This is a genomic window from Brachybacterium epidermidis (assembly GCF_015209585.1).
GTDB classification, from domain to species: domain Bacteria; phylum Actinomycetota; class Actinomycetes; order Actinomycetales; family Dermabacteraceae; genus Brachybacterium; species Brachybacterium epidermidis.
Genome location: NZ_JADEYR010000001.1, coordinates 220,485 through 246,542, shown reverse-complemented (window position 1 = coordinate 246,542; position 26,058 = coordinate 220,485). Strand labels below are relative to the sequence as shown.

The window sequence follows — 26,058 nt, the reverse complement described above, 5'->3', positions numbered from 1 at the left end:
TCAACAAACAGACACGCTATTGAGATATCAAGCAACACGCGCACATTGTCAATGGGCCGCTCAGCGGCTCATCTCAGAGGCTCGGTGGCGCCGGCAGCCTTGCGGGATCGTGATCCCGGTCGGTCCGACTTCTTTTCGCTTCGTCGTCCCGGCGCGAGTCACTACTCTAGCAGTTCGTCGCGGCCGTTTCAACTCCGCTCCGTGTGGTCTGCGTCTCTCCCAGTTCGCTGTGCGACCTGCTCGATCCGCTGACCCGCGGCTGATCCCTGAGGATCAGATCCCCGCTGCGGTGACCCCGTTCCGCTTCGCTGATCCGTGGTGGATCCTCTTGGCTTCCCGGCGTCGTCCTCGCGGCGACAAGGGAAGACATTACGGGGCCGCGGGGTGGCCGTCAAACCCGCTTCGACACCCTCTGTTCACCCTCCGGCAACACCATCATCCCAGGTCAGGCTGTCTTTCCAAGCCCTTACGGGCCGCCTGGGGCCGAATGTGACCTGTACTTGTTAGGGGTGTCACCCGAAGGCTTCGGCAGCCAGGTGCGAGCCTCAGGCAACCAGGCGCACCATGGCCGCCGTCTTCCTGCCACGGCGCAGCAGGAGGTGCCCTCCGGGAAGGGACGTCAAGGAACCCAGCTCCCCCGCGAGGTCATCGGCGGCGAGCTTCTCGCCGTTCACGGACAGCCCACCTTCCTCTGCCGCTCGCCGGGCCGCGCCCTTCGAGGCCACGATCCCCGCGGCCACGAAGGCGTCCACCAGCGGCGTGCTCGAGGTGAGCTCGGCGCCGGGGAGCTCGCCGGCGATGGCGCGGATCGTGGGTTCGTCCAGCTCCCGGACGTCTCCCTTGCCGAACAGCACGCCAGCAGCGGCCTTCGCCTGGGCTGTGGCCTGCTCACCGTGCACCAGGGTGGTGAGATCGTCGGCGAGGGCGTGCTGCGCGCGTCGCTGGTGGGAGGCCTCCAGGGTCGCGGTCTCGAGCTCCGCGAGCTCATCCTTGCCGCGGAAGGTGAAGTACCGCAGGTAGTTCATGACGTCGGAGTCGGCGGCGTTCAGCCAGAACTGGTGGAAGGCGTACGGGCTGGTGAGCTCCGCATCCAGCCACACGGACCCGCCCTCGCTCTTGCCGAACTTCGTGCCGTCGGCCTTGGTGACCAGTGGCGTGGTCATCGCGTGCACGTCACGCCCCTCCACCTTGTGGATCAGGTCGACTCCCGAGAGCAGGTTGCCCCACTGGTCGTTCCCCCCGTACTGGAGGGTGACGCCGTGGCGCCGATGCAGCTCCAGGTAGTCGATGCCCTGCAGCACCTGGTAGCTGAACTCGGTGTAGCTGATCCCCTCATCGCTGGCCAATCGCCTGGCCACCGTGTCCTTGGCCAGCATGGTGCCCATGCGGAAGTGCTTGCCCATGTCCCGCAGGAACTCCAGTGCGCCCAGGCCTCCGATCCAGTCGAGGTTGTTCACCATCGTCACCCCGAACTCGCCCTCCAGATCGAGGAAGCGGGAGATCTGGTCGCGCAGGTTCTCGACCCATCCCGCCACCACCGTGGCGTCGTTCAGCACCCGCTCACCGGACATCCGAGGATCCCCGATCAGACCGGTCGCCCCGCCCACCAAGGCGATGGGTCGGTGACCGGCGAGCTGGAAGCGGCGCATGGTGAGCACCTGGGTCAGATGCCCCACGTGCAAGGACGAAGCAGTCGGGTCGAACCCGCAATAGAGGGAGACCGGTCCATCGGCCAGAGCGCTTCCGAGCGCCTCGCGCCCGGTGGTCTGCACGACGAGTCCTCGCCAGTCGAGGTCGTCCAGGACGGTCTGCATCAGGGGTGTTCCTTCCGAAGTACGACGGGGCCGGCCCCACGATCGGGACCGGCCCCATTGTGGCAGGAGGTGGAGACCTCCCCCAGCGATTTCCGTCAGACGGACCGCTCCAGCGGCCCGGTCCTGTCAGCGAGCACCTGGATCCGGGACTGCGCCGACGCGATCTGCTCGCGCACGCGCGCGGGTGCAGTGCCTCCCTTGCCGTCGCGGGAGGCGACGGAACCGGCGGCGGTGAGCACCTCGTGCACTTCCGGTCGCAGGTGCTCAGAGATCCCTGCCAGGTCCTCGGCGCTCAGATCGGCCAGTTCGATCCCGCGCTGCTCGCACACGCGCACGCAGGAGCCCGCGATCTCATGGGCGCTGCGGAACGGGACGCCCTGACGCACCAGCCACTCGGCGATGTCCGTGGCCAGGGAGAAGCCCTGCGGTGCCATCAGCTCCATGCGGTCGGTGTGGAAGGTGAGGGTGGCGACCATGCCGGTGATCGCCGGCAGCAGCAGGTCCAGGGTGTCCACCTGGTCGAACACAGGCTCCTTGTCCTCCTGCAGGTCCCTGTTGTAGGCCAGCGGAAGGGCCTTCAGGGTGGCCAGCAGTCCGGTGAGATCGCCGATCACCCGGCCCGCCTTGCCGCGCGTGAGCTCGGGGATGTCGGGGTTCTTCTTCTGCGGCATGATCGAGGACCCGGTGGAGAAGGAGTCGTCGAGCGTCACGTAGGAGAACTCCTTCGTGTTCCACACGATGATCTCCTCGGCCATCCGCGAGAGGTCGATCGCGACCATCGCGCAGACGAAGGCGAACTCGGCCACCAGGTCCCTCGAGGCGGTGCCGTCGATCGAGTTCTCCACTGAGTCCGAGAACCCCAGGTCCGCCGCGACGGCCTGAGGGTCCAGCCCCAGCGAGGAGCCGGCGAGGGCACCGGAGCCGTAGGCGGAGGCGTCCAGCCGGCCGTCGAGGTCGCAGAACCGCTCCACGTCCCGCAGCAGGGGCCACACGTGCGCCATCAGGTGGTGGGCCAGCAGCACGGGCTGGGCGTGCTGGAGGTGCGTGCGACCGGGAAGGATCGCCTCCCCCGCCTGCTCGGCGCGGTCGGTGATCACCTGTGCCAGTGCCAGCACCTGCTGGGACAGCGACCGCACCTGGTCCCGCAGGTACATGCGGATCATGGTGGCGATCTGGTCGTTGCGGGACCGCCCGGCCCGCAGCTTCCCGCCCAGCTCGGTCCCGGCCCGCTCGATCAGGCCGCGCTCGAGCGCCGTGTGCACGTCCTCGTCGTCCGCCGCGGCCGTGAAGGCCCCGGAGGCGACGTCCTCACGCAGCCGCACCAGCGCCTCGTCCATGCCGGCCAGCTCGTCGTCGTCCAGCAGCCCGGCGGCGTGCAGCACCCGGGCGTGGGCCCGGGAGCCGGCCACGTCGTACGGCGCCAGGCGCCAGTCGAAGTGAGTGGAGACGGACAGCGCCGCGAGGGCTGCCGACGGGCCGGAGCCGAAGCGGCCTCCCCACAGGGCCAGCCGCTCGGAGGCCGGGCCCTTGCTCGCGCCCTGACCGCCGGGCTGCTGCGGGGCCCCCGGGGAGATCATGCGTCCTCCTGCTGCGCTGCCTGACCGAGGTCCTCCCCGTTGCCGTGGGCGACGTCGCGGGCGGCGGCCTGCTTGGCGGCCAGGCCGTAGATCTCGATGAAGCCCTTGGCGTGGGACTGGTCGAACGCATCGCCCTCGTCGTACGTGGCCAGGTTGAAGTCGTACAGGCCGGTATCGGACCGACGCCCGGTGACCTGGGCGCGACCGCCGTGCAGGATCATCCGGATGTCCCCGTTGACGTAGCGCTGAGTGTCGTCGATGAAGACGTCCAGGGACTTCTTCAGCGGGCTGAACCACTGGCCGTCGTAGACCAGCTCGGTCCAGCGGTCGCTCACGGAACGCTTGAAGCGCGCCTGCTCGCGCTCCAGGGTGACCCGTTCGAGCTCCTGGTGGGCGGCGATCAGCGCCATGGCTCCCGGGGCCTCGTACACCTCCCGCGACTTGATGCCCACCAGGCGGTCCTCGACGATGTCGATCCGGCCCACGCCCTGAGCGCCGGCGCGGCGGTTCATCTCCTGGATCGCCTCCAGCGGGGTGACGGGGCGAGCGTCGATCGCCACCGGGATGCCGTCCGCGAAGGAGATGGTGACCTCGTCGGCCACCGGCGGGAAGGAGGGATCGTCGGTGTAGGCGTAGACGTCCTTGGTGGGCTCGTTCCAGATGTCCTCGAGGTAGCCGGTCTCGATGGCGCGCCCCCACACGTTCTGGTCGATCGAGAAGGGGTTGTGCTTGGTGGTGGCGATGGGCAGGCCCTTGCGCTCGGCGTATTCGATGGCCTTGTCGCGGGTCAGTGCCAGGTCGCGCACGGGGGCGATGCACTTGAGCTCGGGGGCGAGGGAGGTGATGGAGACCTCGAATCGCACCTGGTCGTTGCCCTTGCCGGTGCAGCCATGGGCGACCGTGCTGGCGCCGTGCTTCTTGGCGGCTGCCACCAGGTGCTTGGTGATCACGGGGCGCGAGATGGCCGAGACCACCGGGTAGGCGTCCATGTACAGCGCGTTGGCCTTGAGCGCCGGCATGCAGTACTCGGAGGCGAACTCGTCGCGGGCGTCGGCCACCACGGCCTCCACGGCGCCGCAGTCCAGGGCGCGCTGGCGGATGACCTCGAGGTCCTCTCCGCCCTGGCCGACGTCCACCGCGCAGGCGATGACCTCGGCGCCGGTGGCGTCGTGGATCCAGCCGATGGCCACGGAAGTGTCGAGTCCGCCGGAGTAGGCGAGGACGATGCGTTCGGTCACGGGTGCTCCTTGACGTGGTTTGTTCAGGGTTCAGGATGCGGCATGGCGGGGCCCACCGCAGAACTGCGATCAGGCGGGGGTGACGTGCTCGTCATCGGGCGGCGCCTGCGGGTCCAGCTCGGCCGCCTCGGTCTCGCTGGCGGCCTCACGCCGGCCGCCGGCCAGATCCAGCAGGCGGGCTGCGAGGCGGTCCCCGCCCGCGGGGTCCCGGGAGACCAGCAGGACGGTGTCGTCACCGGCGACCGTCCCGATCATGTCCGGCACGACGGACCGGTCCAGCGCCGAGGCCAGGTACTGCGCTGCCCCGGGCGGGGTGCGCACGACGACCAGGTTGCCACTGGCCTCCGCGGATACGAGCAGTCCTTCGGCCAGGCGGGGCAGGCGGGCCTGGAGCAGCTCGCTCTCACCGTGGCCGTTGTCGGTCCGCGGAGCACTGCCGTCCGGCGGCACCCGGTACACGAGGGTCCCGTGCGCACCGCGCACCTTCTCGGCCTGGAGCTCCACCAGATCGCGCGACAGGGTCGCCTGGGTGACCTCCATTCCCTCCTGGGCGAGCAGTCGTGCCAGCTGCGCCTGGGAGACGACCTCCTGGCCGCGGACGATGGAGACGATCTGCTGCTGGCGGGCGGTCTTGGTCTGGGCCAGGGCTCGTCGATGCTGTTCGCTCATCGCCCGGTCCCCAGCACCAGGGCGTGCGACGCGGTGCTCTCGTCGGGATGGTGCAGCAGCCACGTGATCAGCGCCTTCTGCGCATGCAGCCGGTTCTCGGCCTCGTCCCACACCCGTGAGCGCGGGCCGTCGATCACCGAGGCGGCCACCTCCTTGTCCCGGTAGGCGGGCAGGCAGTGCAGGAAGATTCCGCTGCCGTCGCCGTCGGCGCCGCTGAGGTCCATCAGCTCCTCGGTCACCTGGTAGCGCGAGAAGGTGGCCTCGCCGCGGCCGTCCTGCCCTTCCTGGCCCATGGACACCCAGGTGTCGGTGATGACCGCGTTCACGCCCGCCGCGGCCTCCCGCGGATCCTCGGTGACCGTCACCGAGCCGCCGGTGGTGGCCGCGATCTCGCGGGCCCGCTCGAGGATGCCCTTCTCGGGTCGATGACTGGCAGGGGCGGCGATCCGCACGTCCATCCCGGCGGTGACCCCGCCCAGCAGGTAGGAGTGGGCCATGTTGTTGGCGCCGTCCCCCAGGTAGGCCAGGGACCGACCGGCCAGCGCCGCGTCCCCGTCGGCCAGCCCCCCGCAGTGCTCGGCGATGGTCTGCAGGTCGGCGAGGATCTGGCAGGGGTGGAACTCGTCGGTGAGGGCGTTGATCACCGGGACCGTCGCGTGGGCGGCCATCTCCTCGATGCGCTCCTGACCGAAGGTGCGCCACACGATCGTCGAGACCATGCGCGTGAGCACACCGGTCGTATCAGCGATGGACTCTCCTCGAGCCAGCTGGCTGACGGCCGCCTCGAGCACCAGGGGGCTCCCACCCAGCTCCGACACACCGGTGGCGAAGGAGAGGCGGGTCCGGGTGGAGGACTTGTCGAACAGGATCGCGACGGACCGCGGGCCCGCCAGGGGCTTCTCGGCGAAGCGATCGCGCTTCAGGGCAGCAGCGAGCTCGAGGACCTCCTTCTGCTCGGCAGGGCTCAGGTCGTCGTCGCGCAGGAAGTGACGGGGCATCTCAGGCTCCTTCGGTGACGCTTGCGGTCGTGGTGTCGAGCAGTCCGGGCAGGGCGGCGGTGAAGCTCGCGAGCTCCTCCGCCGTGATGATCAGCGGTGGGGCGATCCGCAGCGTGGTGGGGTTGGGGGCGTTGACGATGAACCCGGCCTCCAGTGCGACTGCGGCCAGCTGCGCGGCGATGGGCTCGCTCAGCCCGATGCCGCGCAGCAGCCCGGCACCGCGCACCTCGGTGATGCGGTCGTCGCCGAGCGCGGTCACGGCCTGGGCGAAGGCGTCGCCGACGGTGCGCACGTGCTCGAGCAGCGCGTCCTCGGCGATGGTGCCCAGGACGGCGAGGGCCACGGCGGCGGCCAGCGGGTTGCCGCCGAAGGTCGTGCCGTGCTGCCCAGCGGTGAGCAGACCGCGCGTCTCGGGCCCGAAGGCGATCAGCGCCCCGATGGGGAACCCGCCTCCCAGGCCCTTGGCGAGCGTCATCACGTCGGGGGTCACACCCTGGGTGGCCTGGTGGGCGAACCAGTGGCCGGTGCGGGCGATGCCCGACTGCACCTCGTCCAGGATCAGCAGGGTGCCGTGCTCGCGCGTGAGCCTGCGCAGCGCCTGCAGGTAGGCGGGCTGCAGGGGGCGCACGCCTGCCTCGCCCTGGATCGGTTCGGCGAACACTGCGGCCACGTCCCCCGGGGCGAGGGCGGCGGCGAGGGCGTCCTCGTCGTTCGCGGGGAGGAACTCGACGCCTCCGGGGAGGGGTTCGAAGGGGGCGCGGTAGGCCACCTTGGAGGTGAGCGCGAGCGCTCCCATGGTGCGGCCGTGGAAGGAGTCGGCGAGGGCGAGGATGCGGGGGCGCCGCGGGCCGCCGTGGCGGCGGGCGATCTTGAAGGCGGCCTCGTTCGCCTCGGTGCCGGAGTTGGCGAAGAACACGCCGGATCCCTCGGGGGCCTGGGCGAGGCGCAGCAGGGTCTCGGCGAGCTCGATCTGCGGGGGCGTGGCGAAGAAGTTGGAGACGTGGGCCAGGTTCTCGGCCTGCTTGGACAGGGCGGAGGTGATCGAGGGGTGGCCGTGGCCCAGGGTGTTGACCGCGATCCCGCCCAGCAGGTCGAGGTAGCGGGTTCCCCGCTCGTCCCAGACGTGCACACCCTTCCCGCGCACCAGCACCCTCTGGGGGGTACCGAACACCGGGATCATGGACTGTGCGTAGCGCGTGCCGTAGCCGGTCTGCGTCCCGTGCTCAGACATAGTCGTCCCTCCTGACCATGGTTCCGATCCCCTTGGTCGTGAAGACCTCCAGCAGCACCGCGTGCTCGATGCGGCCATCGATCATGGCGGCGGTGCGCACCCCGGCGTCCACGGCCCCCAGCAGTGCCTCGGCCTTGGGGATCATGCCCTCGGTGAGCTCGGGGAGCATCGCGCGCAGCTCACTGGCCGCGATCTCGGGGATCAGCGAATCGCGGTCCGGCCAGTCGCGGTACAGGCCCTCCACATCGGTGAGCATCACCAGCTTCTCTGCGTCCAGGCCCTGGGCGATGGCTGCCGCGGCGAGATCGGCGTTGATGTTGAGGACCTCGCCGGTGAGGTTCCCGTCCTCGTCCACCTCGGGTGCGATCGAGGAGATCACGGGGATGCGGCCGGCCTCCAGCAGGTCGCTGATCGACTCGATGCGCACGCCGTCCACGGCTCCCACGTGGCCCAGGTCGATGTCCTCGCCGTCCACGACGGTGCCGCGGCGCTTGGCGGTGAACAGGTGCGCGTCCTCCCCGGACATGCCCACGGCGTAGGGGCCGTGCTGGTTGATGAGGCCGACGAGCTCGCGGCCCACCTGGCCCACCAGCACCATGCGCACGATGTCCATGGTGTCGGCGTCGGTCACGCGCATGCCGCCGCGGAAGGTGGAGTCGATCCCGACCCGTTCCAGCATGGCGCTGATCTGGGGCCCACCGCCGTGGACCACGACCACGTGGATGCCGGCCAGGTGCATGAAGACCATGTCGGCGGCGAAGGCGCGGCGCAGCTCGTCGTCGACCATGGCGTTGCCGCCGTACTTGATCACCACGATCCTGCCGCGGAAGCGCTGCATCCAGGGCAGGGCCTCGATCAGCACGGCCGACTTGCTGCGGGCCTCGAGGCGGGCGGCGTCGAGCTGGGCGAGGGGGTTCTTGCCCACCAGGGTCTGGGCGGGCCGGCTCGGGTCGGGGGCGGTCACGCTCATGAGGAGTAGGCGCTGTTCTCTTCGACGTACTCGTGGGTGAGGTCGTTGGTCCAGATGTCGCCGGTGGCGGTGCCGGCGCCGAGGTCCACTTCGATGAGGGTCTCGCGGGGGGTCATGTCGACCTCGGAGCGGTCGCGGTGGGCTCCGCCGGAGCGGCACACCTCCACCCCGTTGACGCTCACGGAGAGGTCCTCGACGGCGAAGGGGGCGACGTCCTCGGGGACGCAGCCGGCGGCGGCGACGATCCTGCCCCAATTGGGGTCATTGCCGTACACGGCGGTCTTGACCAGGTTGGAGCGGGCGATCTCCCGGGCCACGGCCAGGGCGGCCTGCTCGGTGCTGGACGAGCGCACGATCACGTGCACGTCGTGGGCGGCTCCTTCGGCGTCGGCCACCAGCTGCCGGGCGAGGTCGGCCGAGACCTGCCGGACGGCCTCGGCGAGCTCCTCGGCCCGCGGGGTGATGCCACTGGCACCGGAGGCCAGCAGGATCACGGTGTCGTTGGTGGACATGCAGGCATCGGAGTCGACGCGGTCGAAGGTGGTGGCGGTGGCCGCGCGCAGCACGGACCCGGCGGTGGCGGGGTCGACGTCGGCGTCGGTGGTCAGCACCACCAGCATGGTGGCCAGCTGGGGCGCGAGCATCCCGGCGCCCTTGGCCATGCCGCCCACCACCACGCCGGAGGACGTGGTCGCGGAGGCGGTCTTGGGCACGCTGTCGGTGGTCATGATGGCGCGCGAGGCGGCCTCATCGGTCTCGGCTCCCACGGCGAGCGCGGCCGCCGCGGTGTCGATCCCGCCCAGCACCGCGTCCATCGGCAGGCGCTCACCGATCAGGCCGGTGGAGCACACCAGCACGTCCTGGGCTGAGATGCCGAGCTGCTGGGCGGTGTGCTCGGCGGTGCGGTGGGTGTCGGCGAAGCCCTCCGGGCCGGTGCAGGCATTGGCACCGCCGGAGTTGAGCACCACGGCGCGGGACCGACCATCGGCGATGGCCTGGCGGGACCAGAGCACGGGGGCGGCCTGGACGCGGTTCGCGGTGAACACGGCCGCGGCGGTGTCCCGCGGGCCGTCGTTGACGACAAGGGCGAGATCCAGGGCACCGGTGGCCTTGATCCCGGCGGCCGTTGCGGCGGCGCGGAATCCGCGGGGGCGGGTGACGGTCATGGCTGTCTCCGGGGGTCTGTGGGGAGGCGGGGAGCGAGCGGAGGCTGGTGCGGGGGCTGCCGGGCTCAGGGGGCGAGCGCGGTTCGGCTCAGCCCGGTTCGCTCCGGCAGGCCCAGGGCGAGGTTGAGGGACTGCAGGGCGGCACCGGCGGTGCCCTTGACCAGGTTGTCGAGGGCGGCGATCACCGTGGCCTGGCCGCTGCGACGATCCACCGCCGCGCCGATGCGCACCGTGTTGGCGCCGGTGACCTGGCCGGTGGTGGGCATCCGGCCCTCCGGCAGGACGGTGAGGAAGTGCTCCTGGCCGTAGTCGGCCCCGAGCGCCTCCAGCAGGTCCGCGGTGGTGGTGCCGGGATCGACGGGGGCATTGATCACCGCGAGGATGCCGCGGCTCATGGGCACCAGCACGGGGGTGAAGGTCAGGCGCAGTTCGCCCTCGGCACCGGCGCGGCGCAGGTTCTGCAGGATCTCGGGCACGTGCCGGTGGGAGCCTCCCACGGCATAGGGCGACGCGGATCCTTGCGCCTCGCTGAACAGCAGGTGCTGCTTGGCGGTGCGGCCCGCACCGGAGTAGCCGACGGGGAGCACGGCGCCGAGCGCGCCGCCGTCGATGAGTCCTCTGCGCACCAGGGGCGCGACCCCGAGGGTGACGGCGGTGGCGTTGCAGCCGGGCACGGCGATCTCGCGAGTCCCGCGCAGCAGCTCGCGCTGACGCGTGCCATCGGCGAGGGGCAGCTCCGGCATGCCGTAGGTCCAGGTGCCGGAGTGCTCGCTGCCGTAGTAGTCCTCCCAGTCCTGGGCGCTGTCCAGGCGGTGGTCCGCCCCGAGGTCGAGCACGAGCACCTGCGGATCCACCTGCCGCAGCTGGGCGGCGATGTGTCCGGACTGCCCGTGGGGCAGGGCGAGGACCACGGCGTCATGTCCGCACAGGTTCTCGACCGTGGTCTCCTGGAGCACCGGGTCGTGCCCGAGGTCCACGTGCGGGGCGACCTCGCTCAGCTGCTTGCCTGCACTGGAGTGCGCGGCCACCGTGGCAACCTGGACCCCGGGGTGCCCGGCCAGCAGGCGCAGCGTCTCGCCCCCGGCGTATCCGGAGGCGCCGACGACCGCGATGCGGGGCAGGGACTGCGTGACAGACATGGCGAAAGTCTATACATGCCCGTGCATGATCAGCCAACTCGGCTGTGGTGCACACCTCGTACGGGCGGGGGGCCTCGTCGGTAACGGTTTCGACACGGACGCCCCTCGAAGGGGCCCCTCGGGTTGCACAGTGCCCACCTGGAGCGGTTAAGCTCCTGGTTCAGCGGTTAAGTAGGTGCCGTAGACACTCACGCTCGCAGCACGCCTCCTACGGCGTCCTCCACCGCGCGGATGCAGCGCTCGCGGGCCGCACCGATCTGCTCGCCGGTGAGGGTGCCGTCCTCGGACCGCAGCCGCACCGCGAAGGCAAGCGACTTCTTGCCCTCGCCGATCTGATCGCCGGTGTACACGTCGAACAGGCGAACGCTCTCGGCGAGATCTCCGATGCCCACCACGATCGCGGCCTCGACGGCCGAGGCGGGCACGTCCTGATCGACCACGAAGGCGAAGTCCTCCTTGGCCGGGGGGAACGTGGGCACCGGTACGGCCTCGACCACCGCGGGGGCCGCCGCGATCACGGCCTCCAGGTCCAGTTCGAGGGCGCTGCTGCGGGCGGGAAGGGAGTACGCCTTGATCACTGCGGGGTGCAGCTCCCCGGCATGTCCCACGACGGCCTGCTCGCCGTCGGCGCCCTGGACGGTCAGCTCGGCGGTGCGGCCGGGGTGGAAGGGCGCGTGCTCGGCCTGACGCACCTCGAGGTGCGCCCCCACGGAGGCCGCGACACGGTGCGCGAGGTCGATGGCGTCGGCCCACCCCCAGGCGGGTGCGTCCCCCATCCAGGATCCGGGGCCGCTGGCTCCACCGATCACGACCGCCAGGCGCCGGGTCTGTGCGGGCAGGGCGTCCTGCACGGCGGCGAGCTCCTCGTCCGAGGGTCGCTGCGCGGCCGAGGGCACGGGCGAGACACCGGCCTCGCCGCGGGAGAGCGACACCGACCCCACCTGGAAGATCGCCACGCTCTCCTCGCCGCGGCCCAGGTTGCGGCGCGCCACCGGCAGCAGGGTCTGCAGCAGCGCGGTGCGCATCAGCGGCTCGTCGTCGGCCAGGGGGTTCAACAGGCGCACGGCGCGGCGGCGCTCGTCCTCCGCGTCGTAGCGCAGCTGGTCGAACACGCCCTCGCCGATGAACGGGTAGGAGGCGACCTCCGTGAGGCCCGCCTCGGCCAGCGCCCGCCCGGCGTTACGGCGGCCCCGCTGGGAACGGGTGAGCCCGCGACCACCGGGGGCGGTGGGCAGCACGGAGGGGATCTGTTCGTATCCGACCAGCCGCGCGATCTCCTCGACGAGGTCCTCACGGACCACCAGATCGGGGCGCCAGCTGGGCGGGGTGACACGCAGCATGTCGCCGCTGCCGCCCGCCGGGGCGCCGGCCTCCTCGACGGTGCAGCCGATCATCTCGAGGCTGCTGCGCACCTGCTCGGGGGTGTAGGCCACGCCCACCACGCGCTCGGCGTCCGCGATCGGGAAGTCGATCGCGGAGGGTTCGGTGATGGTGCCCTCGTCGGTGACGCGGTGGTCGATCTCGCCGCCACCGTACTGGACGATCAGCTCGGCGGCACGCTGGGCGGCCACCAGCGGCAGGTGCGGGTCCACACCGCGCTCGAAGCGCTTGGAGGCCTCCGAGGGCAGGCGGTGGCGGCGGGCGGTGCGCGCCACGGTGATCTGCTGGAACGTGGCGGCCTCGAGGATCACGTTGCGGGTGGCATCGGTGACTTCCGTCTCCGCCCCGCCCATCACCCCGGCCAGGCCCAGCACACGATCCCCCTCTGGTCCGCCGCAGTCGGTGATCAGCAGGTCCTCGGCATCCAGGGTGCGCTCGACATCGTCCAGCGTGGTCAGCTTCTCGCCCGCCCGGGCACGGCGAACGATGATCGGGGCGACCACCTTCTCCGCGTCGTAGGCGTGCAGGGGCTGGCCCAGATCCAGCATCACGTAGTTGGTGACGTCGACGATCAGGGAGATGGGCCGCATCCCGGCCTGGGTGAGGCGACGGCTCATCCAGCGCGGCGTGGGGGCGGTGGCGTCGGTGCCGCGAACCTCGAGGGTCACGAACCGGGTGCAGCCCTCGCCGCCCCGCAGCGGGGCATCGTCCCGCAGCTGCACCGGCACCCCGCCGCGGGTGCCCTCCGGCGCGTCGACGGTGGTCACGGGGTCCACGAACGCACCGCCCGTGGCGTGGGAGTACTCGCGGGCCACGCCGCGCATGGAGAAGCAGTAGCCGCGATCCGGGGTCACGTTGATCTCGACGGTCTCGTCGCCGAGTCCCAGCAGAGCGATGGCGTCGTCACCGGGCTCACCGGTCAGGCCCGCACCGAGACCGCGACCCAGCACGATGATGCCGTCCTCGCCCTCCGGGTCCGCGCCCAGGCCCAGCTCCTCGCCGGAGCAGATCATGCCGTCGGAGGTGTGGCCGTAGGTCTTCCTGGCCGCGATGGCGAAGTCGCCCGGCAGCACGGTGCCGGGCAGGGACACCACCACCAGGTCGCCCACCTCGAAGTTGTGGGCACCGCAGACGATGCCGCGGGAGGGCTGCTCCGGGCCGGGCTGAGGGTCCTTGGGATCGTCGGCGTCCTCGTTGTGCTCGGGGCCCACGTCCACCCGGCACCAGTTGATGGTCTTGCCGTTCTTCTGCGGCTCCTTCTCGAGGGCGAGCACGCGGCCCACCACGAGCGGTCCGGTCACCTGGGCGCCGTGGATGGCCTCCTCCTCGAGGCCGACGGAGACGAGATCGGCGGCGACCGATTCGGCGCCGGCCCCCTCGCGCAGGGTGACGTGCTCGGCGAGCCAGGTCAGCGGGATGCGGGGCATCTCAGATCTCCGTTCCGTAGTGCTGGGAGAAGCGGACGTCGCCCTCCACCATGTCGCGCATGTCCTCCACCCCGTTGCGCAGCATCAAGATGCGCTCGATGCCCAGGCCGAAGGCGAAGCCCTGGTACTCCTCGGGATCCACGCCGCAAGCGCGCAGCACGGCGGGGTTGACCATCCCGCAGCCGCCCATCTCGATCCATCCGGTGCCGCCGCACACCCGGCAGGCGGGATCCGCGTCGTGGTCCAGGCCGTGGCGGGCCTCGCAGGAGAAGCAGCGGAAGTCCATCTCCGCGCTGGGCTCGGTGAAGGGGAAGAAGCTGGGGCGCAGGCGCGTGATCGGCTCACCGCCGAACAGCTCCCTGGCCAGGGCGTCCAGGGTGCCCACCAGATGGGCCATGGTGAGGTCCTTGTCGATCGCGAGGCCCTCCACCTGGTGGAACACCGGGGTGTGGGTGGCATCGAGCTCATCGGTGCGGAACACCTCGCCCGGGCACACGATGTACAGCGGCACGCCGCGCTCCAGCAGGGAGCGGGCCTGCACCGGGGAGGTGTGGGTGCGCAGGATCTGCCCGCTGCCCTCGCCGCCGTCCGGTCCGGCCACGTAGAAGGTGTCCTGCATCTGGCGGGCCGGGTGGTCCACATCGAAGTTCAGGGCGTCGAAGTTGAACCACTCCGCTTCGATCTCCGGGCCCTCCGCGACCTCCCAGCCCATCCCCACGAAGACGTCGCTGATGCGGTCGGTCAGGGTGGTCAGAGGATGCGTCGCCCCGCGGGGCCGGCGGTCCACCGGGAGGGTGACGTCGACCGTCTCCGCAGCCAGCGCGGCCTCCTCCTCGGCAGCGGCCAACTCGCCCTGCCGCTGCCCGATGGCCTTCTGCACGCGCCCCTTGCCCTGCCCCACCAGCTTGCCGGCCGCGGCCTTCTGGTCCTTGGGCAGGTCCTTGATGGAACGGTTCGCAGTGGCCAGCACGGAGGAGTCCCCGGTGTGGTCGATGCGCACCTGCTTCAGCTCGGCGGTGCTGCGCGCCGCGGCGACGGCGGCGAGCGCTGCGTCGACGGCAGCACCGATGGTGGCTTCGTCGATCACGGGCGCCTCGGAGGCGGGGGATGTTTCGGACACGGGTATCGCTTTCGTCCGGCGGGCACGGGAACGCCCGCGTCGGGCGCGGGCACCGCTGTCCATTCTAGGAGGGATGGGGACTGCTCCCCATGTCGTGTTCGCCGCGCCCCCCTTACACTTCCGGGAAGGTTCCAGGTGAGGTGTCGACATGCTCACGCACGGAGCGGACACGGAGCAGCCGGTACTGCCTCGGAACGCGGTTCGAACTCCCGGCTCACGGCGGGCACCGATGAGCTGAACATCTCCGCCACCGGGAAGGACCGCACCGCACTTTCGCGGACGAGCTGATCGTGCGCGATCACTCGGACGGGACGGCCGGGGGGCGCTTGAACTGACCTCGCCAAGGTCTCCGCGGTCACTCGTGGGACTGACCGGGCAATGATGCCTTCCAGTGGCTCTGGAGCACTGCAGAGCTGCGGCTCCTCCGCTGGCCCCGGCCAGCCCCCTGGCCGGGACACAGCGGAGGCCCGGCGGCTAGGCTGGCCGATGAGCAGAGCCCGAGCACCCAGGAGGACCCGTGCCCACGACCGTCAAGGGCGTCGTCGCCCGATCAGAGAAGCAGCCCGCGGAGCTGGTGGACATCGTGATCCCCGATCCCGGCCCGAACGATGTGGTGGTCGACATCGAGGCCTGCGGGGTGTGCCACACCGACCTGGCCTACCGCGACGGCGGCATCAACGATGAGTTCCCCTTCCTGCTGGGGCACGAAGCGGCCGGCCGGGTCGCCCAGATCGGCGAGGCCGTCACCCATGTCGAGGTGGGTGACTACGTGGTTCTGAACTGGCGCGCGGTGTGCGGGCAGTGCCGTGCCTGCCGCAAGGGCGTCACCCAGTACTGCTTCGACACCCACAACGCCTCGACGCCCATGACCCTGGAGGACGGCACCGAGCTCACCGCCGCCCTGGGGATCGGGGCCTTCGCCGAGAAGACCCTCGTCCACGAGGGCCAGTGCACCAAGGTGAACGAGGACGCCCCCGCCGAGGTCGCAGGGCTCCTGGGCTGCGGAGTGATGGCCGGCATCGGCGCCGCGGTCAACACCGGCGCCGTCCAGCGCGGCGAGTCCGTGGCGGTGATCGGCCTGGGCGGCGTGGGCTGCGCGGCGATCGCCGGTGCGAAGCTCGCCGGGGCCACCACCATCATCGGGCTCGACGTGGACGGCAAGAAGTTCGCCGCGGCCGAGGAGCTGGGAGCCACCCACACCATCGATACCAAGGGCCTGGAGCCCCAGCAGATCGCCGGGAAGGTCCAGGAGCTCACCGACGGCGTCGGAGCCGACGTGGTGATCGACGCCGTGGGCATCCCCGCCACCTACGAGACCGCGTTCTACGCGCGGGACCTGGCCGGCCGCGTGGTGCTGGTGGGCGTCCCTCGTCCCGGCGTCGAACTCACCCTCCCGCTGCTGGACGTGTTCGGTCGCGGCGGCGCCCTGAAGTCCTCCTGGTACGGCGACTGCCTGCCCGAACGGGACTTGCCCTATCTGACCGACCTGTACCTGCAGGGTCGGCTCCCCCTGGACCGGTTCGTCACCGGCAGGACAACTCTCGAAGGAGTGGATGCGGCGATGGATTCCCTGCACGACGGTGAGACCCTGCGCACCGTGGCGGTGATCGAGCGATGAGCATCCGGCTCGATCACGCCGTCACCTCCGGCACCTTCACTCTGGACGGGGAGACCCACGAGGTGGACAACAACGTCTGGGTGCTGGGCGATGACCAGCAGTGCGTGGTGTTCGACGCCCCGCACGACGTCCAGGCCGTGAAGGACCTGGTGGGCGAGCGGGAATGCGTGGGCATCCTCCTCACCCACGCCCACGACGACCACGTGCGTTTCGCCCCGGAGCTGGCCGCTGAGCTGGAGGCCCCGCTGCTGCTGAACCCCGCGGACCGTGAGGTGTGGCAGCTGACCCACGGGGACCTGCCGTGGGACGACGACGTGGCCGACGGGGACGTGTTCAGCGTGGGTGGGACCGACATCGAGGCCCTGCACACCCCCGGCCACTCCCCCGGCTCCACCTGCTACTACGTGGAGATGCTGGGTGCGCTGTTCAGCGGCGACACCCTGTTCCAGGGCGGCCCCGGTGCGACCGGGCGCTCCTTCTCCAATCGCGAGACGATCGAGGAGTCGATCCGCGAGCGCCTGTTCGTGCTACCCGAGGAGACCGTGGTCCACACGGGCCACGGCGACGACACCACCATCGGGGCGGAGAAGGAGAGCGCCACCGGCGACTGGCTCTGAGCAGTCCGCGCTGCCTCAGCGGGCGCGGCGCTCTCCAGCGTCCGGGGTTTCGGGCTCCGCACCGGGGGGCGTCGCACCGGAAGACTCCTCGCAGGAAGGCTCCTCGCCGGGGTGCGCCTCGCCCCGTATCGATGCCAGGTAGGCGTTGTACGCGGCGAGCTCGGCCTCCCCGTCTCGATCGGCCTTGCGATCCCACTGGGTGGCGCGCCGATCTTCCGAGCGCATCCACTGCACGGCGACCACCAGGGCGTACAGCACGGTGGGGATCTCGGAGACGGCCCACATGATCGAGCCTCCGCGAGTCTGGATCAGTGCCAGCTGCTCGCCGGTGTACATCCCCAGGTCCGTGTACCAGTTCTCGGCGATCAGCCAGGTGGCCGAGACCACCGCCACCCCGAAGAACGCATGGAAGGCCAGCGTCACCAGCAGTGTCACCAGCTTCATCACCGGGTTGATAGGCCGGGTGGAGGGGTCCACGCCGATCAGCACCCACGCGAACAGGTATCCCGACAGCAGGAAGTGCACGGTCATCAGCACGTGCCCGAGGTGGTGGTACATCGCCAGCTCGAACAGCGGCGTGAAGTAGAAGACCACCAGCGAACCGGCGAAGAACATCCCGGCCAGCGGCGGTGACGAGACGGTCCGGGCGTAGCCGGAGTGCAGTGCCGCCAACACCCATTCGCGGATCCCGCGGGAGCCGTCGGTGCGCGGGCTCTGCGCGCGAGAGAGCAGGGTGACGACACCGCCCATCACCCACAGGGGAGGCACGATCATCATCATGGCCATGTGCTGGACCATGTGGGCGTCGAACCGGAACCGGCCGTACGCGGCAGCGCCACCGCTCATCACCCAGGCGAACGCCACGCAGCCCAGCACGAACAGGACGGTGCGCAGCATCGGCCACTGGTCGCCGCGGCGGCGCAGACGCACGACCCCCGCGATGTAGAAGCCGGCCATCACCACCGCCAGCAGCAGGGCCACCCAGTCCGGCTGCACCTCGGTGAACATGGTGGTCGGGTTGAACGGCTCCTCGGGAGGCAAGAACCCCGCCAGGGACAGCACCCGCAGGTCGCCCACGGCGGGGATCTCCTGCGGCACCGGGGGGGCGCTGCGACCCAGAGCGATCGAGGCGCCGATCACCAGGGCCATCACCGCGCCCCCCGTCACTGCCAGGTGGCGGAACCGCACCCGGTCCCCCAGACGCCGTCGCTGCAGCGCACCCAGCACAGCCAGACCCACCAGGGCCAGTGCCTTGAGGGCGACGATGCGCCCGTAGCCGGTGGTGGCCAGCTCGGCGAGGGAGGACATGCGGATCCCGGCGCTGAGCACCCCGCTGAACGCGAGCCCCACCACCGCTGCCAGCGCCCAGGGCGAGAACCGGCCGATGGTCACGGCCAGCTGTGTCTGATCGAGCAGGGGGCTGATCAGCCCGATCACCAGCAGCCCGCCGGCCCACACGGTCACCGCGACCAGGTGCACGGCCATGCCGTTGACAGCGTTCAGATGGTCGAGGCTGGCGCCCGCATGGCCGGCCAGCCCCAGGAATCCGGTGCCGATGCCCGCGAAGGCCAGCCCCCACGCCGCCATCACCGTGGAACGGGCCGCGGCGGAGAAGGCTGCGCTGATCGCAGCGATGACGGCGATGGTCAGCTGGAGGCGCCCCAGCTCGGTCGACAGCGCGATGTCCCACACGGCGAGGCCGGACCCGGCTCCCGCGGCCTCCAGACCGCCCAGCGGCACCAGGGCGAGGGATGCCGCCGCCCACAGTGCGGCACCGGCGGCGGCGATCCGCACCGTGTGCCCCCGGGCACCGGCGAGGCTGGTCACCTCCCGGCGCGAGGGGCCCGGCAGGAGGAGGACCGCCGTGCCTCCTGCTCCGACGGCGAGCAGCAGGCCCAGGTGGTGCAGGGAGCGGACGACGGGAACGCCCCAGGTGACCAGCGGGGAGGCTGGTACGAGGGTCTGCGGTGCGGCGGCACCGGTGGCGATCAGCCCGAGCAGTGCGGCGCCGATCGTGAGCGCCAGCAGGGCGGGAAGGGTGAGCAGGGTGAGACGGCGGGCTGTCATCCGCGTCCCCGCCGGCGAAGTGTCTCGAACAGGCACACGGTGGCCGCGGTGTGCACGTTGAGCGATTCGGCGCGGCCGGCCAGCGGGATCCGCACCGCCAGCGGTGCCGCCTCGAGGGTGGCGGCGTCGAGTCCATGGGCCTCGTTGCCCAGCAGCCATGCGATGCGTGCCGGCAGCTCCGCCTCGAACAGGTCCAGTGATGCGTGGCCGCTGGTCGCCGCGGCCACCACGTGGCTGTGGGCCAGTGCGGCGAGCACCTGGTCGATATCGCCCCCGGTGACCACGGGCAGGTGGAACAGGCTACCCGCACAGGCCCGGACGGCCTTCGGCGAGTACGGGTCCGCACTGGTGCGGGTGAGGACCACGAGATCGGCACCGGCGGCATCGGCGGTGCGGATCAGGGTGCCCACGTTGCCGGGGTCGCGCACCTCGTGCAGCACGACCACGGTGAGCGGACCCTCGGCGGGCTGGGCTCCGATCGCCTCGACCGCGCTGCGGGCGTCCTCCTGAGGGAGGCGACCCACAGCCACTGCGCCCTGAGGTGTGACCAGCGCGCCCTCCCCTTCACGCACCATTGCCCGCAGCGCCGGGTCCTCCACCCGGTGCAGCGGGATCCGGGCTGCTGCGGCCAGCGCTGCCAGCTCGGGGTGATCGGACTCGCAGCGCTCGGTGAGGTAGAGCTCGAGGGTCAGATCGGGGCGCTCGGCGAGAAGGGAGCGCACGGCCTGTGGGCCCTCCACCCGGAAGCGCCCCTGCTTGCGACGTGCCGAGCGCCCGGCCAGTGCCGCGATCCTGCGCACCCGCTCTGAGCGGGGCGAGGTGATCGGGGACTGGTCCGGGCGCTCGTCGGTCACGAAAGGCGCCGGTCAGGCAGCAGGAGCGTTGACGTCCTTGGGCAGGGCGCCCTTGGCGACCTCGACCAGGGCCGCGAAGGCCGGGGCGTCGTTGACGGCCAGCTCGGCCAGCATGCGACGGTCGACCTCGACACCCGCCAGGCCCAGGCCCTGGATGAAGCGGTTGTAGGTCATGCCGTTGGCGCGGGCCGCGGCGTTGATGCGCTGGATCCACAGGCGGCGGAAGTCGCTCTTGCGGACCTTGCGGTCGCGGTAGTTGTAGGTGGCCGAGTGGAGCACCTGCTCCTTGGCCTTGCGGTACAGACGAGAGCGCTGACCGCGGTAGCCGCTGGCCTGCTCGAGGATCTCCCGACGCTTCTTCTGGGCGTTGACCGCCCGCTTCACGCGTGCCACGTGTACTCCTTGCTTCGTTCTACGGATGTGGGGCGGGGCGCTGCGGCCCCGCAGGGCGTCAGCGGCCCAGCAGCTTGTTGATGCGCTTGGTATCGGCCTTGGACACCTGGGTGTCGCTGCCGAGGCGGCGCTTGCGGTTGGAGGACTTGTGCTCCAGGAGGTGACGAGCGTTCGCCTTCTCCCGCATCAGCTTGCCCGAGCCGGTCACGCGGACGCGCTTCTTGGTGCCCGAGTGGGTCTTGTTCTTCGGCATCTGCCTGTTCTCCTTCGTGCGGTGTCAGGACTGGGAATCGGCGCCGGACTCGGCGGCGTCCTCGGTCCCGTCGGGCGTGGTGGACGCGGTGTCATCGCCGCGCTTGGCGGCCTTCTCGGCGTCGGACCGGCGCTTGCGCGCCTCCGCCATCGCCTGGGCCTTCTTCTTGTGCGGTCCGAAGACCATCACCATGTTGCGGCCGTCCTGTCGCGGGTGCGACTCGACGAAGCCGTACTCGGAGACGTCCTCGGCCATGCGGCCCAGCAGCTTGACGCCCATCTCGGGGCGGGACTGCTCGCGGCCGCGGAACCGGATGATCACCTTGACCTTGTCACCACCGGCGAGGAACTTCTCGACGTTGCGGCGCTTGGTCTCGTAATCGTGCTTGTCGATCTTCAGGCCCATCCGGATTTCCTTCTGGACGGTGTTGGCCTGGTTCTTGCGCGCCTCACGGGCCTTCAGATTGGCTTCGTACTTGTACTTGCCGTAATCCATGAGGCGTGCGACCGGCGGGTTGGCCCCGGGCGCCACCTCGACCAGGTCGAGATTCGCCTCGTTGGCCAGGCGGAGGGCGTCCTCCACCCGGACGATGCCGACCTGCTCGCCGGCGGGACCGACCAGAAGGACCTTGGGCACCCTGATCTGACCGTTGATGCGCTGTTCGCTGATGTTGGCTCCTCACCTCGGTTCGTGTCGGACATGACGAAGGCCCCCGCAGATGCGGAGGCCCCGTGATGCACGACGCCGGGAGGCGCCGACCGAGCGCTGCGCCCGGCTGCGATACTGACCTGGTGACCGCGAGCCACGAGGTGGGAGGGGACTCCACTTCCGAGAACTGATCCGCTGCGCCAGGCCCGGTGACGGGCTGCGCCTTCCGGGGAGCCGGTCCTCTGGAGACCGGCATTCAGGAGGCCTGGACAAGGATCTGAACGATAGGGAAACGCCATGTTCCGGTCCACTATCCTACCAGCAGCACGCTCGCCGTCCAGGTGATGTGCGTCGCGCAGTGAACAGCGAGAACCGAGGGGGACCGGGTGGCCACCGATCGCGACGGCTCCGAGATCCCGGCCGACGGGGCGACGGATGGTTCTCCGTCCGGTGCCACGGAGCATGCGGGCCCGGGCTCGCCGACCGAGCCGGACTCCCCGGGATCCGCGGGCTCCACGTCAGAAGTGGCTCCCGAACAGGCGGACGGCCCCGGCAGCGAGACCGCCTCCCGCTCCCACCCCTCCACCGGTGTTCCCACAGGCACCGCGCCCAGGGCGGTGCTGCGTCCCGTTCCTGAGGGTTTCCCGACCCCGCCTCCCAGGCCGGCGTGCCCCAACCGTGCGCCCGCCCTGCCCGCGCCGGAGCCTGAGCCCCGGCAACGGCCGCGCCACCTGGCGCTGGCGGCCATCTCGGCGTTCGTCCTGGTCCTCGCCCTGGGCATCGGCGGCGGAGTGATCACCATCCGGGCCCTGAGCGGCGACGACCCCGCGGCCGAGGACCCCGGCGCTCCGGCCCCCTCCTCCGAGCTCGATCCCGCCCATTCCGACGACACGGACCAGCCGGCGGCCGGCGGCGGCCCCGGGCTCACCATCGGCGAGGTCACGGTCACCGAGGTCTCCACCCGGGCGGGACTCACCGAGCTGCGGGGACAGGACGGGCGGTCGCAGCCCGAGGGTGAGTACGTGGTGGTGACCATCGACGTGGACAATGCCTCGGAACGCACCGTCATCGTCACCAACGCGTCCATGCAGCTCGAGACCGCCGATGGCGACACCATCACCCCGGACACGGACGCCTCGGAGATCCTCGATGCCCCCACCCAGCCGCGCGGCACCGCGGATGCCGGTGAGAGCACCGCCGTCCACGCGGTGTTCGATGTGCCGGTGGGTGCCGAGCCCGCTTCGGTGCACATCGAACTGTTCTGGGCAGAAGGCGGCGGCACCGGTGAGCTCACGGGAGAGCTCACGCTCGGGGGCTGAAAACGCCCGCGCCGATTTCGCTCTACTGTGGGTTCCGATGCGCGGGCCCGGCCCGCCGGCACCTCCCGGGGCCCGATGATGGTCCCGGCCGACACCTCAGCAGGAGAACCGTGGACCAGTCGCCCCGCCCCGAACCCGCACCCGACGCCGCCGGCGTCACCGAACCCGTCCCGGGCGGCGCGGGGCAGGAGCTGCGGGACATCGCCGATGTCAATGCAGCGGAGATCATCACCAGTTCGTGCGTGCACCTGATGAGCGCCGCGGCGGTCAAGGTGGGCCTGGCCGAGGATGAGGAGACCGGTCAGTACCAGGACCTCGACGAGGCCCGTAAGCTGATCACGGCCCTGGCCGGCCTGGTCACCGCCGCCGCGCCTGAGATCGGCAGCGTGCACGCGCGTTCGCTGCGCGATGGTCTGCGCTCCCTGCAGCTGGCCTTCGCCGAGGCGCTGCCCTTCCCGGATCCGCCCGGGCAGGCGCCCGGCGAGAAGTGGACCGGCCGGGTCTCCTGATACCAGGGCTTCCCGCTCACCGCTGATACCAGGGTTCCTCGCTCACCGCGCCCTGCACCAGATCGCTCGACAGCCCTCGCACGGCCACTGTCCGCTCAGGCGACCTCTCCGAAGCGTCCCTGGAGCACCCGGCGCCGGTGCGACCGTCGGATCCCGGTCGCGATCAGTCCGGCTGCCGCGACACCGGTGGCCAGCAAGGCGGCGGTCCCCACGCCCCAGGCCGGTCCGAGGCCGTCGATGACCGCCCCGAACAGTGGGGACCCGACGGCGGCGCCGATGGTCATCGCACTGCCGTGCCATCCCATCGCCTCGCCGCGCACCTCCTCGGAGACCCGTCGGGAGATGGACTCACTGGTCGCGGTGATGATCGGCGCCAGGGCCAGCCCGGCGCCGAACACGGCGACTCCCAGCAGCCAGGGGTTGTGGACGAACCCCACCGGTATCGACAGCAGGCCCAGGGCCAGCAGCACCCACAGCGGGCCGATGGTGCGTCGAGCCGCCCCGTAGGCGAAGCCGCCCACAAGGGAGCCCGCGCACCACACCGTCATGATCGGGGCGATCAGTCCCGTGGAGCCTGCGCGCTCGAGGATCGCGACCAGGGAAAGGTCGGTGGCGGTGATGGTGGTGGAGCCGACGGCGGTGGCGATCAGCGCGGCCATCCCGCCCAGGCTCAGCAGCGCGGCACGGGCACTCGCACTGGCCTGCGGGTCGACCACCGGGATCTGCCCGGTGGTGAGGTCCTCGGCCACGCGCTGCTCGGCGTAGCCCTCCTTCTGCGCGGCAGCTGCTCCCTCGCTGGCGGCGAGCGCCGGCGGCAGCTTGGTGGGGAGCATCACCTGGTCGCTGCGGGTGGGCGGATCGGCGATCAGCAGTCCGATGCCGGCCAGTGCGATCAGGGCCGCCACGATCACCAGGCAGACCTGGGTGGTGATGGCGAGGGCCGCGATGGTGATCGCTGCCGGCCCCGCCATGAACACCAGTTCCGTGGTCATGGAGTCGAGGGCGAAGGCCGATCGGCGCAGTGAGGCGGGCACCAGCACCGACAGCGAGGTGCGCACGATCGCCCAGACGGGCAGGCTGAACATGCCTCCCACGAAGGCGATCAGCACGAGCGCCTCGTACGTCGCGAGGGAGGCGGCGATCAGGGCCAGCGGCTGGATCACGATCGAGGGGATCACTGCGCGGCGCAGCCCGTACCTGTCCAGCAGCCTGCCCCGCCATGGAGAGGAGACGGTCGTGCCGATGGTCGAGGCGGCCACGATGAGACCGGCCTCGAAGTAGCTGCGCTCCAGCGTAAGCACGGTGTGCAGGGTCAGCAGCAGGCCGAGGGTCGAGAAGGGGATGCGGGCCAGCAGGCCCAGCAGCAGCACGGCGGCGGTGCCGGGAATGCTCAGCACCCGACGGTAGGCGTCCATCCTCAGGACTCCAGCGCCAGGCGAAGCGAGCTGACCCTCTCGGCGACCAGGGGCTCGGCACCCAGACGGGAGGAGATCTCCTGCACCACTGCACGCACCTGCTCGGCGTCGAGGCCCGGGACCAGGCGCAGATGCAGGTCCACCTCGCTGCGCGAACCGGGGCGTGCCACCAGGCCCGTCACGGGCCCGATGGTGGCGGCCACGCGGTCCAGCACGGCGATCAGCTCCGGGTCCTCGTGGGGCGGGGTCCAGGGGCGTCCCTGGGCAAGGGCCCACAGCACAGAGCGCGGCAGCAGGATCGGCCCGCCGTGCTCTGCGGGGGTGGCGGCGTCCAGCAGCAGGGCGGTGCACTGCTCCTGCACGGCGGCCTGGGCGGCCTGTGGGGCCACCACGGGAACGGGCCGGGCATCGCGGCGCCAGGCGCTGAGCTGCGCGACCGAGGTGAACAGGGGCAGCACGCGCGTGCCGTCGGGCGCGGTGATGGACACCATCGCCATGTCGGCCCCGTTGTCCCCGGTCAGACCGTGCGCCGTGGTTCCCAGGTCGGTTGCCACCGCCATGATCGGCACCAGCACGCGGGAAGCGGCCAGTGCCGCGACCAGGTCGCGGCGGTGCGGGTCCTCCCCCCGTCGGTGGGCGTCCAGCGCCGCCGCGAGGGCGGGGGGCGTGGAGCCGTCGTCCTCGGGGAACGGACTGGGCGCGTAGTCGCGGCCGGCCCAGGGCACCCCGGCGGTGTCGGTGAGCGGGGACTTCTCCCGGAAGTGGGCCGGCAGTGCGCGGCCCTGTCCCGATCTGTCGGTGCCGGGCTCAGTCATCCACCCGCCCCGCGACGTCGAGCGCTTCGGGAAGGGTGAAGGCACCGGCGTACAGGGCCTTACCCACGATCGCGCCCTCCACCCCGTCGGCCACCAGCCCGCGCAGGGCCACGAGATCCCCGAGGGAGGAGACGCCTCCGGAGGCGACCACGGCTGCGTCGGTGCGGGAGCAGACCCCCCGCAGCAGCTCCAGGTTGGGGCCGCGCAGGGTGCCGTCCTTGGTGACGTCGGTGACCACGTAGCGAACACAGCCTGCCTCGTCGAGCCGCTCGAGGGTCTCCCACAGGTCTCCGCCCTCACGGGTCCAGCCCCGGGCGGCCAGGGTGGTGCCTCGCACGTCCAGGCCCACGGCGATGCGGTCGCCATGCTCGGCGATCACCTCCGCGGTCCATTCGGGGTGCTCGAGGGCGGCGGTGCCCAGGTTCACTCGGCGGCAGCCGGTGGCGAGCGCGGCTGCCAGGGACTCGTCATCGCGGATCCCCCCGGACAGCTCCACGCTCATGTCGACCGCGGCGACGACCTCGGCCAGCATGGAGGCGTTGGAGCCGCGACCGAAGGCGGCATCGAGGTCCACCAGGTGCAGCCAGCGGGCGCCGCCCTGCTGGAAGGAGAGCGCTGCGTCCAGGGGGGCGCCGTAGGCGGTCTCGGTTCCGGCCTCGCCCTGCACCAGGCGCACGGCCTTGCCGTCCTGGACATCGACGGCGGGCAGCAGCTCGAGCACGGGAGCAGTCATGGGGTGCCTCCTGAGGCGGGGTGGGGGAGCCGGGTGACGGGGCGGGGGAGCCGGGTGTCGGGGCGGGTCCGGGGGCGTGGGCGGGAGG

The 26,058-nt window shown here is 71.2% G+C and carries 23 protein-coding genes; 4 read left to right on the top strand and 19 right to left on the bottom strand.

Features of this window, described 5'->3' with window-relative positions:
- Positions 1–545: 545 nt before the first annotated feature.
- From tyrS to pheS, 11 genes are all read right to left on the bottom strand, one after another.
- On the bottom strand, positions 546–1,814 hold the full coding sequence (gene tyrS / locus IOE58_RS01155; RefSeq protein WP_193864599.1) for a tyrosine--tRNA ligase: 1,269 nt from the start codon (positions 1,812–1,814) through the stop codon (positions 546–548).
- 95 nt (positions 1,815–1,909) lie between these two features.
- A complete protein-coding gene (gene argH, locus IOE58_RS01150; protein WP_193864598.1) occupies positions 1,910–3,391 on the bottom strand; it encodes an argininosuccinate lyase in 1,482 nt (493 codons plus the stop codon).
- Positions 3,388–4,629 carry an argininosuccinate synthase gene (locus IOE58_RS01145; protein ID WP_193864597.1) on the bottom strand — a complete coding sequence of 414 codons (1,242 nt, stop codon included), beginning with the start codon at positions 4,627–4,629 and terminating at the stop codon, positions 3,388–3,390. The genes argH and IOE58_RS01145 overlap by 4 nt, the downstream gene beginning before the upstream one ends.
- 69 nt (positions 4,630–4,698) lie before the next feature.
- A complete protein-coding gene (locus IOE58_RS01140) occupies positions 4,699–5,298 on the bottom strand; it encodes an arginine repressor (RefSeq protein WP_193864596.1) in 600 nt (199 codons plus the stop codon).
- A complete protein-coding gene (argF, locus tag IOE58_RS01135) occupies positions 5,295–6,296 on the bottom strand; it encodes an ornithine carbamoyltransferase (RefSeq protein WP_193864593.1) in 1,002 nt (333 codons plus the stop codon). The genes IOE58_RS01140 and argF overlap by 4 nt, the downstream gene beginning before the upstream one ends.
- Position 6,297: 1 nt before the next feature.
- Positions 6,298–7,527 carry an acetylornithine transaminase gene (locus IOE58_RS01130; RefSeq protein ID WP_193864592.1) on the bottom strand — a complete coding sequence of 410 codons (1,230 nt, stop codon included), beginning with the start codon at positions 7,525–7,527 and terminating at the stop codon, positions 6,298–6,300.
- Positions 7,520–8,497: an acetylglutamate kinase gene (argB, locus tag IOE58_RS01125; protein WP_228018443.1), complete on the bottom strand. Its 978-nt coding sequence runs from the start codon at positions 8,495–8,497 to the stop codon at positions 7,520–7,522. Before argB ends, IOE58_RS01130 begins: the two co-directional genes overlap by 8 nt.
- Entirely contained in the window at positions 8,494–9,663 is a 1,170-nt protein-coding gene (argJ, locus tag IOE58_RS01120) for a bifunctional glutamate N-acetyltransferase/amino-acid acetyltransferase ArgJ (RefSeq protein ID WP_193864591.1), read from the bottom strand. The genes argB and argJ overlap by 4 nt, the downstream gene beginning before the upstream one ends.
- Before the next feature lie 65 nt (positions 9,664–9,728).
- Positions 9,729–10,802, bottom strand: coding sequence for an N-acetyl-gamma-glutamyl-phosphate reductase (gene argC / locus IOE58_RS01115; RefSeq protein WP_193864589.1), 1,074 nt, complete (start codon positions 10,800–10,802; stop codon positions 9,729–9,731).
- A 188-nt stretch (positions 10,803–10,990) separates the two neighbouring features.
- Complete coding sequence (gene pheT, locus IOE58_RS01110; protein WP_193864588.1) at positions 10,991–13,609, bottom strand: phenylalanine--tRNA ligase subunit beta; 2,619 nt, start codon at positions 13,607–13,609, stop codon at positions 10,991–10,993.
- 1 nt (position 13,610) lies between these two features.
- Positions 13,611–14,696: a phenylalanine--tRNA ligase subunit alpha gene (gene pheS, locus IOE58_RS01105; protein WP_193864886.1), complete on the bottom strand. Its 1,086-nt coding sequence runs from the start codon at positions 14,694–14,696 to the stop codon at positions 13,611–13,613.
- A gap of 550 nt (positions 14,697–15,246) precedes the next feature.
- On the opposite strand from pheS, the gene IOE58_RS01100 reads away from it, so the two are divergent.
- Together IOE58_RS01100 and IOE58_RS01095 are read left to right on the top strand one after the other, a co-directional pair.
- Positions 15,247–16,347, top strand: a complete 1,101-nt coding sequence (locus IOE58_RS01100; protein ID WP_193864587.1) for an S-(hydroxymethyl)mycothiol dehydrogenase — start codon at positions 15,247–15,249, stop codon at positions 16,345–16,347.
- Complete coding sequence (locus IOE58_RS01095) at positions 16,344–16,964, top strand: MBL fold metallo-hydrolase (protein WP_193864586.1); 621 nt, start codon at positions 16,344–16,346, stop codon at positions 16,962–16,964. Before IOE58_RS01100 ends, IOE58_RS01095 begins: the two co-directional genes overlap by 4 nt.
- A 15-nt stretch (positions 16,965–16,979) precedes the next feature.
- Here the strand turns inward: IOE58_RS01095 and IOE58_RS01090 are convergent, their stop codons facing one another.
- The 5 genes from IOE58_RS01090 to infC are packed head-to-tail and all read right to left on the bottom strand — an operon-like array spanning position 16,980 to position 21,200.
- Positions 16,980–19,031: a bifunctional copper resistance protein CopD/cytochrome c oxidase assembly protein gene (locus IOE58_RS01090; RefSeq protein WP_193864585.1), complete on the bottom strand. Its 2,052-nt coding sequence runs from the start codon at positions 19,029–19,031 to the stop codon at positions 16,980–16,982.
- Positions 19,028–19,885, bottom strand: coding sequence for a TrmH family RNA methyltransferase (locus IOE58_RS01085; RefSeq protein WP_193864584.1), 858 nt, complete (start codon positions 19,883–19,885; stop codon positions 19,028–19,030). The genes IOE58_RS01090 and IOE58_RS01085 overlap by 4 nt, the downstream gene beginning before the upstream one ends.
- Before the next feature lie 12 nt (positions 19,886–19,897).
- Positions 19,898–20,278: a 50S ribosomal protein L20 gene (gene rplT, locus IOE58_RS01080; protein ID WP_017824692.1), complete on the bottom strand. Its 381-nt coding sequence runs from the start codon at positions 20,276–20,278 to the stop codon at positions 19,898–19,900.
- 58 nt (positions 20,279–20,336) lie between these two features.
- Entirely contained in the window at positions 20,337–20,531 is a 195-nt protein-coding gene (gene rpmI, locus IOE58_RS01075; protein ID WP_193864583.1) for a 50S ribosomal protein L35, read from the bottom strand.
- 24 nt (positions 20,532–20,555) lie between these two features.
- Positions 20,556–21,200 carry a translation initiation factor IF-3 gene (gene infC, locus IOE58_RS01070; RefSeq protein ID WP_193864885.1) on the bottom strand — a complete coding sequence of 215 codons (645 nt, stop codon included), beginning with the start codon at positions 21,198–21,200 and terminating at the stop codon, positions 20,556–20,558.
- Between the two features lie 365 nt (positions 21,201–21,565).
- On the opposite strand from infC, the gene IOE58_RS14715 reads away from it, so the two are divergent.
- Both IOE58_RS14715 and IOE58_RS01060 read left to right on the top strand, forming a co-directional pair.
- Positions 21,566–22,498, top strand: a complete 933-nt coding sequence (locus IOE58_RS14715) for a DUF4352 domain-containing protein (protein WP_193864582.1) — start codon at positions 21,566–21,568, stop codon at positions 22,496–22,498.
- A 110-nt stretch (positions 22,499–22,608) separates the two neighbouring features.
- Positions 22,609–23,007 carry a DUF1844 domain-containing protein gene (locus IOE58_RS01060; RefSeq protein WP_396121490.1) on the top strand — a complete coding sequence of 133 codons (399 nt, stop codon included), beginning with the start codon at positions 22,609–22,611 and terminating at the stop codon, positions 23,005–23,007.
- Between the two features lie 95 nt (positions 23,008–23,102).
- Here IOE58_RS01060 and IOE58_RS01055 read toward each other — a convergent pair whose 3' ends face one another.
- The 3 genes from IOE58_RS01055 to priA are packed head-to-tail and all read right to left on the bottom strand — an operon-like array spanning position 23,103 to position 25,970.
- A complete protein-coding gene (locus tag IOE58_RS01055) occupies positions 23,103–24,422 on the bottom strand; it encodes an MFS transporter (RefSeq protein WP_193864581.1) in 1,320 nt (439 codons plus the stop codon).
- A 2-nt stretch (positions 24,423–24,424) separates the two neighbouring features.
- Positions 24,425–25,237, bottom strand: coding sequence for an SseB family protein (locus IOE58_RS01050; RefSeq protein WP_193864580.1), 813 nt, complete (start codon positions 25,235–25,237; stop codon positions 24,425–24,427).
- Positions 25,230–25,970, bottom strand: coding sequence for a bifunctional 1-(5-phosphoribosyl)-5-((5-phosphoribosylamino)methylideneamino)imidazole-4-carboxamide isomerase/phosphoribosylanthranilate isomerase PriA (gene priA / locus IOE58_RS01045; RefSeq protein ID WP_193864579.1), 741 nt, complete (start codon positions 25,968–25,970; stop codon positions 25,230–25,232). The genes IOE58_RS01050 and priA overlap by 8 nt, the downstream gene beginning before the upstream one ends.
- Positions 25,971–26,058 lie beyond the last annotated feature (88 nt).

What these genes read in the sequence shown, in the direction of transcription:
- tyrS (WP_193864599.1), bottom strand. Translation starts at nt 1,814, where the DNA reads ATGCAGACCGTCCTGGACGACCTCGACTGGCGAGGACTCGTCGTGCAG.
- argH (WP_193864598.1), bottom strand. Translation starts at nt 3,391, where the DNA reads ATGATCTCCCCGGGGGCCCCGCAGCAGCCCGGCGGTCAGGGCGCGAGC.
- IOE58_RS01140 (WP_193864596.1), bottom strand. Translation starts at nt 5,298, where the DNA reads ATGAGCGAACAGCATCGACGAGCCCTGGCCCAGACCAAGACCGCCCGC.
- argF (WP_193864593.1), bottom strand. Translation starts at nt 6,296, where the DNA reads ATGCCCCGTCACTTCCTGCGCGACGACGACCTGAGCCCTGCCGAGCAG.
- IOE58_RS01130 (WP_193864592.1), bottom strand. Translation starts at nt 7,527, where the DNA reads ATGTCTGAGCACGGGACGCAGACCGGCTACGGCACGCGCTACGCACAG.
- argB (WP_228018443.1), bottom strand. Translation starts at nt 8,497, where the DNA reads ATGAGCGTGACCGCCCCCGACCCGAGCCGGCCCGCCCAGACCCTGGTG.
- argJ (WP_193864591.1), bottom strand. Translation starts at nt 9,663, where the DNA reads ATGACCGTCACCCGCCCCCGCGGATTCCGCGCCGCCGCAACGGCCGCC.
- argC (WP_193864589.1), bottom strand. Translation starts at nt 10,802, where the DNA reads ATGTCTGTCACGCAGTCCCTGCCCCGCATCGCGGTCGTCGGCGCCTCC.
- pheT (WP_193864588.1), bottom strand. Translation starts at nt 13,609, where the DNA reads ATGCCCCGCATCCCGCTGACCTGGCTCGCCGAGCACGTCACCCTGCGC.
- IOE58_RS01095 (WP_193864586.1), top strand. Translation starts at nt 16,344, where the DNA reads ATGAGCATCCGGCTCGATCACGCCGTCACCTCCGGCACCTTCACTCTG.
- IOE58_RS01090 (WP_193864585.1), bottom strand. Translation starts at nt 19,031, where the DNA reads ATGACAGCCCGCCGTCTCACCCTGCTCACCCTTCCCGCCCTGCTGGCG.
- rpmI (WP_193864583.1), bottom strand. Translation starts at nt 20,531, where the DNA reads ATGCCGAAGAACAAGACCCACTCGGGCACCAAGAAGCGCGTCCGCGTG.
- IOE58_RS01055 (WP_193864581.1), bottom strand. Translation starts at nt 24,422, where the DNA reads ATGGACGCCTACCGTCGGGTGCTGAGCATTCCCGGCACCGCCGCCGTG.
- IOE58_RS01050 (WP_193864580.1), bottom strand. Translation starts at nt 25,237, where the DNA reads ATGACTGAGCCCGGCACCGACAGATCGGGACAGGGCCGCGCACTGCCG.
- priA (WP_193864579.1), bottom strand. Translation starts at nt 25,970, where the DNA reads ATGACTGCTCCCGTGCTCGAGCTGCTGCCCGCCGTCGATGTCCAGGAC.